12 protein-coding genes and 2 tRNA genes are annotated in these 16021 nt (G+C 65.5%); 7 read left to right on the top strand and 7 right to left on the bottom strand.

Features of this window, described 5'->3' with window-relative positions; all coding sequences use genetic code 11:
- Positions 1 to 56: 56 nt before the first annotated feature.
- The gene (locus F2P46_RS04315; protein ID WP_166885560.1) at positions 57 to 2879 is read left to right on the top strand and encodes an EAL domain-containing protein; all 2823 of its coding nucleotides are present in this window, start codon (positions 57 to 59) and stop codon (positions 2877 to 2879) included.
- Here the strand turns inward: F2P46_RS04315 and F2P46_RS04310 are convergent.
- Positions 2872 to 3990 carry an AI-2E family transporter gene (locus tag F2P46_RS04310; RefSeq protein ID WP_166885558.1) on the bottom strand — a complete coding sequence of 373 codons (1119 nt, stop codon included), beginning with the start codon at positions 3988 to 3990 and terminating at the stop codon, positions 2872 to 2874. The genes F2P46_RS04315 and F2P46_RS04310 overlap by 8 nt on opposite strands.
- Positions 3987 to 4469 carry a cyclic nucleotide-binding domain-containing protein gene (locus tag F2P46_RS04305; RefSeq protein ID WP_166885557.1) on the bottom strand — a complete coding sequence of 161 codons (483 nt, stop codon included), beginning with the start codon at positions 4467 to 4469 and terminating at the stop codon, positions 3987 to 3989. The genes F2P46_RS04310 and F2P46_RS04305 overlap by 4 nt, the downstream gene beginning before the upstream one ends.
- A 261-nt stretch (positions 4470 to 4730) precedes the next feature.
- Between F2P46_RS04305 and F2P46_RS04300 the strand changes: the two genes are divergently transcribed.
- Positions 4731 to 5879, top strand: coding sequence for a GGDEF domain-containing protein (locus F2P46_RS04300; protein ID WP_166885555.1), 1149 nt, complete (start codon positions 4731 to 4733; stop codon positions 5877 to 5879).
- Here F2P46_RS04300 and F2P46_RS04295 read toward each other — a convergent pair.
- From F2P46_RS04295 to F2P46_RS04275, 5 genes are all read right to left on the bottom strand, one after another.
- Positions 5876 to 6523, bottom strand: a complete 648-nt coding sequence (locus tag F2P46_RS04295) for an ATP-binding cassette domain-containing protein (RefSeq protein ID WP_166885553.1) — start codon at positions 6521 to 6523, stop codon at positions 5876 to 5878. The genes F2P46_RS04300 and F2P46_RS04295 overlap by 4 nt on opposite strands.
- Positions 6514 to 7599 carry a hypothetical protein gene (locus F2P46_RS04290; RefSeq protein ID WP_166885551.1) on the bottom strand — a complete coding sequence of 362 codons (1086 nt, stop codon included), beginning with the start codon at positions 7597 to 7599 and terminating at the stop codon, positions 6514 to 6516. Before F2P46_RS04290 ends, F2P46_RS04295 begins: the two co-directional genes overlap by 10 nt.
- A 77-nt stretch (positions 7600 to 7676) precedes the next feature.
- Positions 7677 to 7753, bottom strand: a tRNA-Asp gene (locus F2P46_RS04285).
- Between the two features lie 48 nt (positions 7754 to 7801).
- A tRNA-Val gene (locus F2P46_RS04280) sits at positions 7802 to 7877 on the bottom strand.
- A 172-nt stretch (positions 7878 to 8049) separates the two neighbouring features.
- Positions 8050 to 10182, bottom strand: a complete 2133-nt coding sequence (locus tag F2P46_RS04275; RefSeq protein WP_368737877.1) for a S9 family peptidase — start codon at positions 10180 to 10182, stop codon at positions 8050 to 8052.
- Between the two features lie 102 nt (positions 10183 to 10284).
- Between F2P46_RS04275 and F2P46_RS04270 the strand changes: the two genes are divergently transcribed.
- The 5 genes from F2P46_RS04270 (at position 10285) to F2P46_RS04255 (ending at position 15881) form a co-directional block, all read left to right on the top strand.
- Positions 10285 to 11589, top strand: a complete 1305-nt coding sequence (locus F2P46_RS04270; RefSeq protein ID WP_166885549.1) for a glycerate kinase — start codon at positions 10285 to 10287, stop codon at positions 11587 to 11589.
- Positions 11590 to 11646: 57 nt separating this feature from the next.
- Positions 11647 to 12237, top strand: coding sequence for an alpha/beta fold hydrolase (locus F2P46_RS04265; protein WP_229509050.1), 591 nt, complete (start codon positions 11647 to 11649; stop codon positions 12235 to 12237).
- Complete coding sequence (locus tag F2P46_RS37475) at positions 12182 to 12502, top strand: alpha/beta fold hydrolase (RefSeq protein ID WP_229509048.1); 321 nt, start codon at positions 12182 to 12184, stop codon at positions 12500 to 12502. Before F2P46_RS04265 ends, F2P46_RS37475 begins: the two co-directional genes overlap by 56 nt.
- An 85-nt stretch (positions 12503 to 12587) precedes the next feature.
- Positions 12588 to 13445 (top strand): helix-turn-helix domain-containing protein, encoded by an 858-nt coding sequence (locus F2P46_RS04260; protein ID WP_166885546.1) that lies wholly within the window; start codon positions 12588 to 12590, stop codon positions 13443 to 13445.
- Positions 13446 to 13661: 216 nt separating this feature from the next.
- A complete protein-coding gene (locus tag F2P46_RS04255) occupies positions 13662 to 15881 on the top strand; it encodes a TonB-dependent receptor (protein WP_166885544.1) in 2220 nt (739 codons plus the stop codon).
- Positions 15882 to 16021 lie beyond the last annotated feature (140 nt).

The raw sequence follows: 16021 nt of genomic DNA, 5'->3' as shown, positions 1-16021 counted from the left end.
CAGTACAATCGTATCCATACGTTGCTTTAGTGCACACCTAGCCGTGTGACCGACTGATGATCCGATTTCCCCTGGCCTGCCGCGCGTCGACGGCGAGCGCCTTGGCGTTCGCTTTCGCCTTGGCGCTCGCCATGGGCATCGTCGCGCCCGCCCATGCGCGCGACAAGGTCACGCTCCAGCTCAAGCACACCCACCAGTTCCAGTTCGCCGGCTACTACGCCGCTCTCGAAAAAGGCTATTACCGCGATGCCGGCCTCGACGTCCACATCGCCGAAGGCACCGACGGCAACGAACCGGAGCGCAATGTCAGCGCCGGCAAGGCCGAATTCGGCGTCGGCAGCAGCAGCCTGTTGCTGGCACGCCTGGCCGGCAAGCCGCTGGTGGTGCTGGGCGTGGTGTTCCAGCATTCCCCCTATGTTCTGCTGGTCCGGAAAAGCGCGGGGATCCCCGACATTCGCGACCTCAAGGGCAAGCGCGTCATGATCGGCTCGCTCATCGACGAACTCACCCAGGCCGACGAGCTGATCGCTTACCTGAACAAGGAAGGCGTCCCCCTTAAAAGCCTGCTGCGCGTCGAGCACAGCTTCAATCCGGACGACCTGGTCAAGGGCAAGGTGGACGCCTATTCGGCCTACATCACCAACGAGCCCGATTACCTGGACCGCCTCGGCTTCGACTACGATGTGCACAGCCCGCGCGAGGCCGGCATCGATTTTTACGGCGACAACCTGTTCACCAACGAGCGCCAGATCGCGGCCCACCCGGAAAGGGTGCGCGCCTTTCGCGCGGCCAGCATGAAGGGCTGGGCCTATGCCATGGCCAACCAGGAAGAAATCGCCGACCTGATCCTGTCCAAATACACCCGCCGCCACGACCGCGAGCACCTGCTGTTCGAGGCGCATCAGATGGAGCCGCTGGTGCAGCCGGTATTGGTCGAAATCGGCTACATGAACCCGGACCGCTGGCGCCACATCGCCGATATCTACGCCGACCTGGGCATGCTTCCACGCGGCGCGGCCTTCGACGGCTTCATGTACAGCAGCGACCCGGCGGCCAGCTCCCTGACCTGGCTGTACCGCTCGCTGCTGGCGGCCGGCCTGCTGCTGGTCGGCGGCGCCATCGTGCACGTGTCGCTGCTGGCGCGCGAACGGCGCCGTGCCGAAGAAAGCATCCGCCAGGGCGAACTGCGTTTTCGCACCATGTTCGAAGAAGCGCCGATGGGCATCGCCCTGATCGATTCGGCCAGCGGCCAGTTCAAGGACATCAACCCGCGCTTTGCCAAGATCACCGGGCGCTCGTCGGAAGAGCTCAAGCGCGGGCGCTGCGACGACATCACCCACCCCGACGACGTGGCAAGCGAAGCGGCGCGCATGGCGCAGCTGGGCGCCGGCGCCATCGCCAGCTTCAAGAGCGCGCGCCGCCTGCTGCGTCCCGACGGCAGCGTGGTCTGGGTCGACATGTCGATCGCCGCCATCGACGCCCCCGACGACGCCGCGCACCACCTGTGCATGATCGAAGACGTGACCGAGAAAAAAACCTCGGAAGCGCTGATCTGGCAGCAGGCCAATTTCGACCCGCTCACGCACCTCCCCAACCGGCGCATGTTCCACGACCGCCTCGAGCACGACATCCTGCGCTGCCGGCGCGAGGGCACGCGCGTGGCGATCCTGTTCATCGATCTCGATCAGTTCAAGGAAGTCAACGACACGCTCGGCCACCAGCAGGGCGACGTGCTGCTGGTCGACGCCGCGCGCCGCATCAGCGCCTGCGTGCGCGACTCGGACACGGTGGCGCGCCTGGGCGGCGACGAATTCACGGTGATCCTGCCGCAACTGAATGAAACCGGCAGCGTGGGCGCGATCGCGCAAAAGATCCTCGACGTGCTGCAGGCGCCGTTCGCACTCGGCCAGGAGCAGGCCTATATATCGGCCAGCGTGGGCATTACCCTGTATCCGGACGACGCGCGCGACATCGACGACCTGCTCAAGCACGCCGACCAGGCCATGTACGCGGCCAAGAACGCGGGCCGCAACCGCTTCAGCTACTTCACGCCGGCGCTGCAGGTGGCGGCGATCAACCGCATGCGCATGACGAACGACTTGCGCAGCGCCCTCAAGGGCGGCCAGTTCCGCGTGTACTTCCAGCCGATCGTGCATCTGCGCAGCGGCAAGATCCACAAGGCCGAAGCGCTGATCCGCTGGGAGCATCCGCAGCGCGGGCTGGTGAGCCCTCTGGAATTCATTCCGCTGGCCGAGTCGAGCGGCCTGATTATCGATATCGGCGAGTGGGTGTTCAAGGAATCGGCGCGCTGGGCCAGCCGCTGGCGGCGCGCGCACCATCCCGAGTTCCAGGTCAGCGTGAACCAGTCGCCGCTCGAATTCCAGCGCGAAGGCAAGGGCTACGAAGGCTGGCTGGCGCACCTGCGCGAGCTGGGCTTGTCGGGCCAGGCGGTGGTGGTGGAGATTACCGAAGGCTTGCTGCTCGACGCCAGCAGCGGCGTGACCGACAAGCTGCTGCAACTGCGCGACGCCGGCATCCAGGTGGCGCTGGACGATTTCGGCACCGGTTACTCGTCGCTGTCGTACCTGAAAAAATTCGACATCGACTACCTGAAAATCGACCGCTCCTTCACGCGCAACCTGGCACCCGAGTCGAGCGACATGGCGCTGTCGGAAGCGATCATCGTCATGGCCCACAAGCTGGGCCTGCGCGTGATCGCCGAAGGGGTCGAGACGCACGAACAGCGCGACCTGCTGCTGGCCGCCGGCTGCGACTACGGCCAGGGCTACCTGTTCGCGCGCCCGCTGCCGGCCGAGGAATTCGACGCCTTGCTGGTCGCCCAATCGCGCGCGCCGGCCGTCGCCGGCGAGCCTATTTAGCCAATCCCACGCTGGCCTGCCTGACCCGCAGCGCCATGGCATTGCGGTGACGCGCGCGCAGGCGCGCATTGGTCACCAGGCAGCCGAGCGTCTCGCCGACCACCATCACCACGCCGAGCAGCGGCAGCACCAGCATCAGGCCGGCCACGCCGGCCAGCGAGCCGCCCACGAAGATCATCAGCACCGTCATGAGCGGATGGATCTGCAGGCTGCGCCCGAGCGTGAGCGGCATGAAGATGAAGTCGTCGAGCAGGCGTACCGCCACGAACACCCCGATGGCGCCGTAGCCGATCACCGGATTGGAGGGCGCGTCGGTCGCCGCCACCACCACCACCAGAATGCAGCCGACCACGGAGCCGACGAACGGCACCCACGCCAGGATCGCCGAAATGAGCGCCAGCGCCAGCGGCGAGGACACGCCGATCATCCACAGCCCGAGCGCCAGCATGATGGTGTCGATCACGGTCAGCTTGATCAGTCCCTGGAAGTAGCGGCGCGCGGTCTGGTCGACTTCGTGCAGCAGAAACAGGGTTTTTTCGAAAAACGCATTCGGCACCGCGCGCGCCAGAAAGCGCTTGAAGCTGGCGCCGTCGCGCAGGAAGAAGAAGGTCAGGAAGGGCGCCAGCAGCAGCGATGGCAGCCAGCCGGCGATCACCACCAACAGGCCGGCCAGGTGCTGTTGCGCGAAGTTGTCGGTGAAGGACTTGAAGCGCCGGTTCACCAGGCGCGTGAGCTTCATCTGTTCGAGCACCGGGAATTTTTGCTCCAGCAGCTGCATCGTGTTGCGCACGAACGTGACGCCGCCTTCCAGGTAATGTCCGAGCAGCGCCTGCCACGATTCTTCCGGCACGGCCACGTACGAAAACACCAGCACCAGCACCAGCGAGATGGCCGCGACGAAGCCGCCGCCGACGGTCAGCGCGGCCAGGTCCTGGCCGACGCCGGCGCGGATCAGGCGCTGCATGGGCGCGAGCAGGATGTAGTACAGGACCGTGCCGAAGATGAAGGGAATGGCCAGCCACAGCATGTGCTCGAGCAGGATCAGGAGCAGGCAGGTCACGGCGATGATGCCGCACCAGACCACCGGTCCCGCGCGCTCGCGCGAGGTCATAAGGCTTCCACCTGCGGACTGCCGCCCATCCAGTCGCGCAGGCGCTGGCCGACCAGGCGCGCCAGGGTCAGCGAAATTTTATAGCCGATGATGGCGTCGGTCTCCATCAGGCCCAGGAAATCGGCGCGGAAGAATACCGCCAGCTCGCAATTCTCCATCGCACGCGCCTGCGCGGTGCGCGGCGAGTCGTCCAGCAGCGCCATGTCGCCGAACACGCTGCCCGGCCCCAGTTCCGACACCACCATGAAGGCGCCGCCCTGGGCGCGGCTGATGGCCACCTTGCCCGACGTGACCAGGTACAGGGCCTGGCCTTCCTCGCCCTGGTCGAACACGATTTCGTCGAGCAGGTAGCGGCGCTCGTGCATCAGGCCATCGACAATTTTCAGCTCGAGCGGGGTCAGGGAATTGAACAGGACCGAACTCTTGAGGCGGTGCAGGCGGGGCGACAGCGGCGGCGATTTCAGAAAACCAAAGATCAAATTAACTCCAGAGGGGGAATGTCACGCACGATGTCGATTATGCGCCATGCAACCGGGCCGTGCAGCAGATTTGCCGCCCGCGCCGCTGTCGTCCGTGTTCACCATTATTTTGCCACAGCAAGAAGCGAGTCGATAACTAGTGTAATATGATGCCTCGCGGTAATAGTTGTTATCATTTCTTTACCTAATTCCCTTCCCGGCGCCAGCGACATACTTGCATGCGTTGCGGACAGGCCGTGTTTGATCCACAAGGAACGTGCAGTGATCGATATCAAGACCTTCATGTTGGTACTGGCGGTAGGCAATATTGCCTTCGCCATGCTGATGGCGGGTTACGCGCGTTCGGGCGCCGTGCATCCGGCCATGCGGATGTGGAAGTGGGCCAAGCTGGTGCAGGGCGTCGCCAACCTGCTGGCCTATCTGCAGAGCGCCGGCGCGCCGCTGTGGATGGGGGTGGCCACGGCCTCGGTGCTGGTGCTGGGGATCACGCTCGAAGCGGCCGCCTACTGCACCTTCCTGGGTTACGAGCGCTGGCGCCGTTTGCTCTATCCGCTGACGGTGCTGGCGCTGCTGCTGTATTACCTGGCGCCGCTGGCCGGCGCCAGCGCGCGCGACCTGGGCATGATGCTGTCGCTGATGATCGCCCTGTTCAGCGGCGCCATGGCGGGGGCGCTGCTGCGTCCCGGACGCGCGGCGTCGGCCCTGCAGCGCATCATCGGCGTCAATAACCTGGTGTTCGCGGCGGCGATGGCGCTGCGCGCCTGCTTCAGCCATGCCAGCCTGGGCGTGGTCGGCGGCGCGCCGGGGGTGGTGCAAAGCGTCGCCTATATCGCCGGCTACCTGTTGATGATCGTGAACGGCTTCGGCTTTCTGCTGCTGTGCAAGGAAAAGGACGACCGCGCGATGGCGCTGCTGGCGACCATCGACAGCCTCACTGGCCTGGTCAACCGGCGCGCGTTCTTCGAGCGCACCGAGAGCGCGCGCATGCTCGCGGCGCGCCTGCGCAGCCCGGTGTCGCTGATGATGCTCGACCTGGACCACTTCAAGAGCCTGAACGACCGCTTTGGCCACGCCGCCGGCGACGAGGCGCTGTGCGTGTTCAGCGCCACGGCGCAGGCCAGCTTGCGCGAGCATGACATCATGGGCCGGCTCGGTGGCGAGGAATTCGCGCTGGTGATGCCGGGGACCGACCTGGCGGGCGCGCTGCAGGCGGCCGAGCGGTTGCGCCTGGCCGTGCTGGCGGCGCGCTTGCCGGCGCTGCGGGACAAGCATGCGATGTCGGTCAGTATCGGCGTGGTGACGATCGAGCCGGGCGAGCATATCAACGCCGCGCTGGCCCGCGCCGATCACGCGCTGTACGTGGCCAAGAGCGCGGGACGCAACCGGGTCGAGGCGGGGCAGGCCAATTAGGCTTGCTGCGGGCGATCGAGGTCCAGCATGCGCCGCACCGCCACCAGCGGTTCCAGGTGACTGGTCAGCAGCACGCACACATCCTGGCGCGCCCCCAGTTCCGCCAGCTGCCCGCGCAAATACTCCACCGCCGCCGCATCGAGCCCGTTGAACGGCTCGTCGAGCAGCAGCAGGCGCACCGGCAGGGCCAGCGCCAACGACAGCTGCACCTTCTTGTGCTGCCCCAGCGACAGGGTCGACAGCGCCTGCCCCAGCGTCCCGGTCACGCCGAACGCGTCGAGCTGGCGCTCGACCAGGCGTGCCTGGGCGGCCGGATACAGCGCCAGGTGCAGGTCGAGGAACTCCTGCACCGTCAGCCACGGTAAATCCGGCAGGTCGCCGCCGCAGTAAAACGCCGCCAGCCGGTAGGCCAGCGGCTGCGCCGCGCAATCGATGCCGTCCAATGCGATGGTGCCGCGGTTGGCCGTGAGCGCGCCGGCCACTAGCTTGAGCAAGGTGGTCTTGCCCATGCCGTTGGCGCCGCGCAGCCAGGTGATGCCCGGCTCGATCTGCGCACAGAAATCGACGAATACCGGGCGCGTATCGAAATGAAAATGCAGGCCCCGGACGCGCAACACCGGGCCGTCCTTCTGTTCTACTGCCATATTTCGCTCCCCACCGCCGTCAACACCAGAATCTGCACCACCACCAGGCCCACCCGCGCGCGTGCCGTAAAGCGCGGAATCGCCACCAGCAGCACCTGCGCCACGCAGCCAAGCACCAGATAAGCGCGGCCGGCCGGACGCGCCCACACGCCATGCGCCAGGCCACCGGCGAACACCATCGCCAGCACCAGCAGCGCGGGCAGCGGCGCAAACGCGCGCGCCGCCAGTTCCACCGAACGCGCTTGCAGCGGCCAGGCCGCCATGACAGGGCGCAGCGCGGCGATCTGCTCGCGCACGGCCTTGTCGCCACGGTCGGTGAGCAGCACCATCAGCGCGCTGGTGACCAGCGCCAGGACCGCGCGCGCGATGCCGGGCGGCGCCTGCATCCACGGCAGCGCCGCGCCCACGGCCGCCGCCAGCATCAGGCTTTGCTGGCGGCCCACCATGTTCTCGTTGCGCCAGAAGGGCAGCCAGAACAAACGATGCCACAGCATGAGCACGCGCGAGCGCCATTGGCGCGCCGCATAGCGCACCGGCGGCGGCGCCAGGCGGCGCTGCCAGCGCGCGCTGGACGGCACGCGGCGCGCGCGCAGCGCCAGCACGGCGATGGTGCAGACATACGTCAGCATCAGCGAGAACAGCGTGCCAAGCACGCCGCGCAGCGGCAGCAGCCAGTCGGGGCGCTGAACCACCCAGACCGTCGCCGAGACCGCGTACAGCAGCGCCAGCGGCCCGACCATCATGGCCGCGACCAGCGCATCGGCCGCCAGTTGGGTGGCCGGCGGCACCGGCAGGCGGCGCAGCCAGTACACCACGTCGAGCGGCAGCACGCGCTTGCGCACCAGGAGCGCCGGCAGCGCCATCGCCAGGCCGTGCGCAAGCAGCAGGCCAATGGCTTGCAAGGCCGGTTGCGAGGCGGCGTACATGGGGGGCAGGGCGACCAGCGCGAACAGGCCGATCAGAACCTGGGCGAACACCAGCAGCACGATTTCGGCCGAACCTTTCAGGCTGGCGGCAAAGCGCTGGAACGCGTGCAGGGCGAGACGGCGGCGAAACGTAACGTAGGCGTGGGCCAAGGCGGTTCCGGAAGTGAGGGAGAAAACAAAAAGGGAAATAGAAAAAGGGCCCGACGAATCGGGCCCTTTCTTGATGCTGGCGGAGCGGACGGGACTCGAACCCGCGACCCCCGACGTGACAGGCCGGTATTCTAACCAACTGAACTACCACTCCGTGTTACTCTGATCGGTACTGCTGATCATGATGCCCCGTCTCTGATGGTGGTGGGTGCTGAGAGGCTCGAACTCCCGACCCGCGCCTTGTAAGGGCGCTGCTCTACCAACTGAGCTAAGCACCCAAAAACTTCGCTTACCTCAGAGACTGCATCCGACGTTTGTCACCACGTCTGAAGAGGCACGAATCATATCCAGAGATCGGAAAGTGCGCAAGGGTTTTTGCGAAAAAAATGAAAATTCCCGCAAAATTCCCGGCGCCGGTTGCTCGTACCGGTCGCCGGCCCCAGTCTCCTGTTACTCCTTGATGCCCCACTGCGACAGCATCCACGCCATGTTGAAAGCGCTTTCCTTGACCGCGTTGTAACGCCCGGACGCGCCACCGTGGCCGGCGCCCATGTTCGTCTTGAGCAGCAGGTCGTTGTTGTCGGTCTTGTGCGCGCGCAGCTTGGCGACGTACTTGGCCGGCTCCCAGTACATCACCTGGCTGTCGTTCAGGCCCGTGGTCACCAGCATGGCCGGATAGGCCTTGCGCTCGATGTTATCGTATGGCGAATAGCTGCGCATGTAGTCGTAGGCCGCTTTTTCGGTCGGGTTGCCCCATTCGAGGTACTCGCCGGTGGTCAGGGGCAGGGTGGCGTCCATCATGGTGTTCATCACGTCGACGAACGGCACGGCCGCGTGCACGCCGCGAAACAGCTCCGGGCGCATGTTGGCCACGGCGCCCATCAACAGGCCGCCGGCGCTGCCGCCCTGGATGACCAGGCGACTCGGGCTGGTCCACTTTTCCTTGACCAGGAAATCGGCGGCGTCGATGAAGTCGTAGAAGGTGTTCTTCTTTTTCATCAGCATGCCGTCGTCATGCCAGGCCTCGCCCATGTCGGTGCCGCCGCGAATGTGCGCCTGCACCACGATCACGCCGCGCTCGAGCAGGCTCAGACGCCCGATCGAAAAATTCGCTTCCGTCGCAATCCCGTACGAGCCGTAGGACGTGAGCAGCATCGGCGCGCTGCCGTCGAACTTCACGCCCTTTTTGTAGACGGCCGACAGCGGCACCCTGGCGCCGTCGCGCGCGCTTACCCACAGGCGGCGGCTTTCGAAGCGGCTGGCATCGTAGCCGCCCACTACCTCGACCCGCTTGAGGACCGTGCGCGCGCCGCTGGCCATGTCCACATCGAGCACGGTCGATGGCGTCACCGGCGACTGGTAGGCCATGCGGTAGCTGGTGGCGTCGAAGGCGGGGGTGCGCATGCGCGTGGCCATGTAGACCGGGTCGTCGAACTGCACCGTCTTCCACGATTTGTTCTTGAAGTTGTAGATGCGCGCGCGATTGAGCGCATTCGATTTTTCCATCACCACCAGAAAATCGCGGAAGGCGTCGACTTCGCGCACCATGACCGCCTTGTCGTGCTTGACCAGCTCTTTCCAGAACTTGGGGCCAGGCGTGGTCAATGGCGCGCGCACCAGGCGGAAGTTTTTTGCATCCTTGTTGGTCGTGATGAACAACTCGCCCTTGCGGTGTTCGACGCTGTAGCGATGGCCTTTTTCGCGTCCCAGCACCGGGCGGAAGGTGCCCAGCGGCTTGTCCGCCGCCAGCATGCGCGTCTCAGTGGTGTCGGTCGCGATCATATCGAGCAGGATGAACTTGCCGTCGCGCGAGGCTTCCACCTGCACGCTGAACTGCTCCACCGGCTCGTGATACACCTCGACCGGCGCGCTGCCGGGCGTCATGCGGAACACCCGGTCGGAGCGTTTGGTGGTGGCGTCTTCCTGCACGAAGAAGATGGTCTTGTTATCAAGCGCCCAGGCCACCGAGGTCACGCGCGGTACGCTGTCGGGCAGCAGCTTGCCGGTCTTGAGGTCCTTGACGTGCAGCTCGAACTGGCGGTAGCCGGTGGTGTCGGTCAGGTACACCAGCAGCGCATCGTCGGGGCTCACAAAAGTGCCGGCGACGGCGAAGAATTTCTGGCCTTCGGCCATCTCGTTCTGGTTCAGCAGGATTTCTTCCGGCGCCTTGTCGTCGTAGGCCAGGTTGGCGCCGGCCAGGCGGCGGCAGTTGATCGGGTACTGCTTGCCCGCTTCAAAGCGCGTGTAGTAGTAGTATTTACCGGTGCGCGCCGGCGCCGACAGGTCCACTTCCTGCATGCGGCCCTTGATCTCGGCGAACAATTTGTCGGCCAGCGGCGCGATATCGCGCGTCATCGCCTCGGTGTAGGCGTTTTCGGCCTCAAGATGGGCGATCACCTTCGGGTCTTCCTTCTTTTGCAGCCAGCGGTAGTCGTCGGTGACGACTTCGCCGTGGCGCGTTTCCTGCCACGCGGCCTTGGCTGCGATGGGCGGCGCCGCGCTGTCGGCGGCGAAGGCGGGGAGGGTACTGGTCATGGCGATCATCAGCGCGGTGAGGATGGCGGGGATTTTTTGGGAAGGCACGAACACTCCTGGAAGATATTTTTGTGTCAATATCATAGGCCGGGCAGCGCGAAAAAAGATAGCGCTTTCGCGCCGGCCTTCAACCCAATTAACGAGGACGACATGAACCCTGCAAGCGCGCCGCGCAGTCCGGCGCATCAGCTGCTCATGCACCTGTTCGACAGTGCGCTGGCGGCGGTCGACCCCCTGGCGGTGCTGGCGCCGCACCTGCCCGCCGCGCCCAAGGGGCGCACCATCGTCATCGGCGCCGGCAAGGCGGCGGCGCGCATGGCGCAGGCGGTCGAGCGGCACTGGCAGGGCGAGATCAACGGCCTGGTGGTCACGCGCTACGGCCATGGCGCGCCGACCCGGCATATCGAGGTGATCGAGGCGGGCCATCCGGTGCCCGATGACGCCAGCAGCACGGCGGCGCAGCGCATGCTGGCGCTGGTGCGCGGCCTCAATGAGGACGACCTGGTGCTATGCCTGATGTCGGGCGGCGGCTCGGCGCTGCTGTCGCTGCCCGCGCCAGGCATCTCGCTCGACCAAAAGCGCGAACTCACGCGCCGCCTGCTGGCCAGCGGCGCGCCGATCGGCGAGATCAATTGCGTGCGGCGGCATCTGTCCGCGATCAAGGGCGGGCGCCTGGCGCTGGCCTGCCATCCGGCGCGCGTGCTAACCCTGGTGGTGTCCGATGTGCCGGGCGACGATCCGGCGGTGGTGGCGTCCGGGCCGACCATCCCGGATGGCAGTTGCGCGGCCGATGCGCTGGCGCTGCTCGCCAAATACGGCATCGCGGCGCCGCCGGCGGTGCGCGCGGTGCTGGCCGATGCGGCGCTGGCCGCACCGGCCATCGACGATGCGCGCCTGGCCGGCAATCGGGCGGTGGTCATCGCCAGCGCCCAGCATGCGCTCGACGCCGCTGCCGCTGCCGCGCGCGCGGCCGGCTGCACGCCGCTGATCCTGAGCGGATGCATGGAGGGCGAGGCGCGCGAGGTGGCCATCGTCCACGCTGGCATTGTGCGCCAGGTGGTGGGCTACGGGCAGCCGGTGGCAGCGCCGTGCGTGATTTTGTCGGGTGGCGAAACCACGGTCACCTTGCGCGGCCAGGGGCGGGGCGGGCGCAATGCCGAATTTTTGCTGGCGCTGGCCATCGCGCTCAAAGGCATGCCAGGCGTGCATGCGATTGCCTGCGATACCGACGGCATCGACGGCACCGAGGACAACGCCGGCGCGCTGCTCGATCCCGGCTCGCTGGCGCGCGCCGCGCTGGCCGGCGTCGATGCGGCGGCGCGCCTGCGCGATAACGACGGCTACAGCGTCTTTGCGGCGCTGGACGACCTGGTGTTGACGGGGCCGACGCGCACCAACGTCAACGATTTCCGCGCGATCCTGGTGGAGGCGGCGGATCGATTACCTGGGAGGTAATCGCCAGGCCGGCAAGGGTGCGTGAAAATGGGGTCAAGCCAAGCAAGGAGAACTGCCATGACCCATTCCCCCGCCCGCGGTTTTATCCGTACCAATGATGGCGTCGACCTGTTCTACCGCGACTGGGGCAGCGGTGCGCCGGTGCTGTTCGTGGGCGGCTGGTCGCTGCCGTCGGATGCGTGGAACTACCAGATGATGGCCCTGTCGCGGCAAGGGCTGCGCTGTATCGCCTTCGACCGGCGCGGGCATGGGCGCTCCAGCGATCCGGGGCGGGGTTACGACTTCGACACCCTGGCCGGCGATGTGGCCGCAGTGATCGGCACGCTCGACCTGCGCGGCGTGACCCTGGTCGCGCATTCGATGGGCTGCAACGAGGTGGTGCGCTACCTGGGCCGGCATGGCAGCGCACGGGTGGCGCGGCTTGTGTTGATAGGACCGATGACGCCGATGATCATGCGCGCCGACGACAACCCGGAGGGCATCGATGGCACGCTGTTCGAGGCGTTTCGGGAGCAGCAGCTGGACCGCGATTTCCCGCGCTGGATCGACGAGAACGCGCTGCCGTTCCTGACGCCCGATGCGTCGCCGGGGGATGATCGGGTGGCTGCGCCAGATGGCGCTGGCGTGCTCGCACAAGGCGCTGCATGATTGCCACGTGGCGGTCCAGCATGCGGACATGCGTGCCGACCTGGCGAAGGTGGACGTGCCGGCCCTGGTGATCGCCGGCGCGCTGGACGTGAGCGCGCCCCTGGCGCTGACGGCGCGGCGGACCGCGGCCATGATCGCGGGCGCACGGCTGACGGTGTACGATGACGCGGCGCACGGGATGTTCGTGACGCATGCGCAGCGGGTCAATGCGGACCTGATGGCGTTTATCGGGTCGGGTCCGGCGCAAGCAGCCGCCGTGACGTAGTCCCCCCGGGGTGGCAGTCGTACATGACCCGCCGCGCATGGCGGCATGCGAATCCGTATGAACAGGAACGATGAAGGAGCGCGCAATGACAGCAGCAAACCAATCGTCCCCCTCGCGCGACCAGTACTTCGGCGACTTTTCGGCCGCGCTGCGCTACTGGCGCGGCAAGCGCGGGTACAGCCAGCTGCATCTTTCCACCGTCAGCGCGGTCTCGCAGCGCCATATCAGCTTCCTCGAAAGCGGCCGCGCCCAGCCCAGCAAGGAACTGATCCTCAAGCTTGGCGTGGCGCTCGACGTGCCGCTCAGGCAGCGCAACATCATGCTGCTGGCCGCCGGTTTCGCGCCTGCCTACCAGGAGCGCACCCTGTCCGACCCGGAACTGGGCGCGGTGCGCCAGGCGCTCGACTTCATGCTGGCCCAACAGGCGCCATACCCGGCGCTGGTGGTCGACCGCCTGTGGAACCTGCAACTCCACAACGCCCCCGCCGCCCGCCTGTTCGGCTGGCTGCTCGACTTGCCTGCCGGCCAGCCGATTCCCGGCAATGGGGTTCTCAACGTCCTCAAGCTCATGCTCGACCCTGACGGCCTGCGCCAGTACCTCGTCAACTGGGAGGCGGTATGCGCCGACGCCCTGCACTGGATCCAGCGCGAAGCCATGGGCGACGGACCCGGCAGCGAAGCGACGACCCTGCTGGCCGAACTGGCGGCCTTGCCCGGCATCGACGCCATCGGCGTGGCGGCCCACGCACCCAACCTCGACCGGCGCTCGCTGCCGTTTTTGCCGCTGGCCATCCGCAAGGACGGCGTCGAACTGAACGTGTTTACGACCATCACCACCATGGGTACGCCGCACGATGTAACGGTGCATGAATTGCGTCTCGAATCGTTCTTTCCCGCCGACGAGCACAGCAAACAGTGGTTTATTGCAAAAAATGTTGCGTGAAGATCACGCTGCAAGTGAACTTCCTTGCCATTCACAGCAGTGATGGCAGAAAATACCGCCTCATATAAGGTCGGCAACACAGACATCGACAAGATGCAGTGCCGACGGCGTCCATCGCCGCGCGTTTGCATGCGAGTACGTCCAGAAAAAGAGCAAAAGCAGGAGACAAGAATACCTTCGTCGTACGCTTCATCAACTTTTTCCAGGGGAACTCGAATGATCAAGATGTCCAAGATGCACAAGCGCGTTATCGGCGCGCATGGCGCCGTGCTGGCCCTGTCCGCACTGCTGCCGATCGGGTCGGCCATGGCCCAGGCCCAAGTCCAGGCCCAGGCTGCTCCGGAACTGCAAACCGTGACCGTGACCGCCCAGCGCCGCACCGAGAACATCAAGGAAGTGCCAGTCTCGGTCACCCTGCTCAAAGATGAGAAGCTCGACGTGCTCGTGTCCGGCGGACAGGACATTCGCGTGCTGGCCGGCAAAGTGCCGAGCCTGAACGTGGAATCGTCGAACGGCCGCACCTTCCCGCGCTTTTACATCCGCGGCTACGGCAACACCGACTTCAACACCTTCGCCTCGCAACCTGTATCGCTGATCTACGACGACGTGGTGCAAGAGAACCCGATCCTGAAGGGCTTCCCGATTTTCGACCTGGCCGGCGTGGAAGTGCTGCGCGGCCCGCAGGGCACCCTGTTCGGCCGCAACACCCCGGCTGGCGTGGTCAAGTTCGAATCCGAAAAACCGAAGCTCGACAGCTTCGGCGGCTACTACAACGCCTCCGTCGCGACCCACAACACGGTCAACGTTGACGGCGCCGTGAATATTCCGCTGAGCAAAGAATGGGCGGCGCGCTTCTCGACCCTGCGCCAGCACCGCGACGATTTCGTCGACAACAGCTTCACCGGCCAGGACGACGCGCTGGAAGGCTACAACGAGCACGCCGAACGCCTGCAAGTGCTGTACAAGCCAGGCACGACGTTCAATGCCCTGTTCAATGTACACCAGCGTTCGACCACGGGCAGCTCGCGTTTGTTCCGCGCGAATATCATCAAAAAAGGCACGAACGAGCTGGTCGACGGTTTCGACGCCGGCAAGATCGCCAACAACGGCCTGAACTTCCAGGCCCTGCGCACCAACGGCGCCAACGTGCGCCTGTCGTGGGACCTCGGTGCGCTCAAGCTGTATTCGATCACCGGCTACGAAGGCGTGGACCATTACCTGAGCCGCGGCGACATCGACGGCGGCGTGCCGACCGGCCCGGGCGTGATCCCGTTCCAGGTTGAAACCGCCGGCGGCATCGGCGACGTCAAGCAATACAGCCAGGAAGTGCGGGTCGAATCGAAGAACAGCGGCCCGATGAACTGGCAGGCCGGCCTGTACTACTTCAACGAAGACGCCACCGGCTCGAGCGACAATTACAACAGCACCAGCGGCGCCCAAACGTCGCGCCTGGTGAGCCACCAGAAGAATACCGCCTGGGCGGCGTTCGGCTCGGTCAACTACGTCATCAGCGATGCCTTCAACGTGCGCGGCGGTTTGCGCTACACCAACGACAAGAAGGATTTCAATACAGTCACGGCGTGGAACGTGGCGCAGATCGGCCCGGGTTCGGTGGGCGAGAGCAGCAACAAGGCCAACTGGGACCTGAGCGGTACCTACAAGCTGAACAAGGATGTCAACGTGTATGCCCGCGTGGCGACCGGCTTCCGCGCGCCGAGTATCGCGGCGGCCTCGGCTTCGGTACCGATCACCGTGGCCGACGCCGAAACCATCACCTCGGTCGAAGCCGGCGTGAAAGCCGACCTGTGGAACCGGCGCGCGCGCGTGGCCTTCAGCGTGTACGACTACCAGGTCAAGAACCAGCAGCTGACCGTGGTCGGCGGCAACTCGAACGTCAACCGCCTGATCAACGCGGCCAAGACCAACGGCCGTGGCGCCGAGCTGGACTTCGAAGGCTTTGTCACCAGCAGCTTCAAGGTATCGGCGGGCGGCAGCTACAACTTCACCGAAATCCGCGATGGCGGCATCTCGGTCAACAAATGCGCGCAATGCACGATCACCAATCCGATCAATGCCGCCGGCCGGGTCGTCATCGACGGCAATCCCTTGCCGCAGGCGCCGAAGTGGATCATCAACGGCACTGCGCGTTACTCGATGGACCTGGCCGAAGGTCAACTGTTCGTGTTCACCGACTGGGCGTACCGCAGCAAGATCAATTTCTTCCTGTACGAAGCGAAGGAATTTACCGGCAAGCCGCTGGTGGAAGGCGGCCTGCGCGTCGGCTACACCTGGGATAGCGGCAAGTACGAAGTGGCCGCGTACGGTCGCAACATCACCGGCACCGAACGGCTTGTGGGCGGGATCGACTTCAACAACCTGACCGGCTTCACCAACGAGCCGCGTCAGTGGGGGATGCAGTTCAAGGGCAACTTCTAAGCCCGTCCCGCTGTCAGCAAAGCCGCGAGCGATCGCGGCTTTTTTACGTCCATCAATCTGGTGTCAGGTCTGACATTCAGACACGGCCTCATCCGCTCGAACCGCTCGTCATCAGAAAAATGTGGCTGGACCCTGCGAGT

It is taken from the genome of Massilia sp. CCM 8734 (assembly GCF_011682155.1).
GTDB lineage: Bacteria > Pseudomonadota > Gammaproteobacteria > Burkholderiales > Burkholderiaceae_D > Telluria_A > Telluria_A rubra.
The sequence above is the reverse complement of the archived record's forward strand: the minus strand, read 5'-3'. Positions and strand labels throughout refer to the sequence as shown.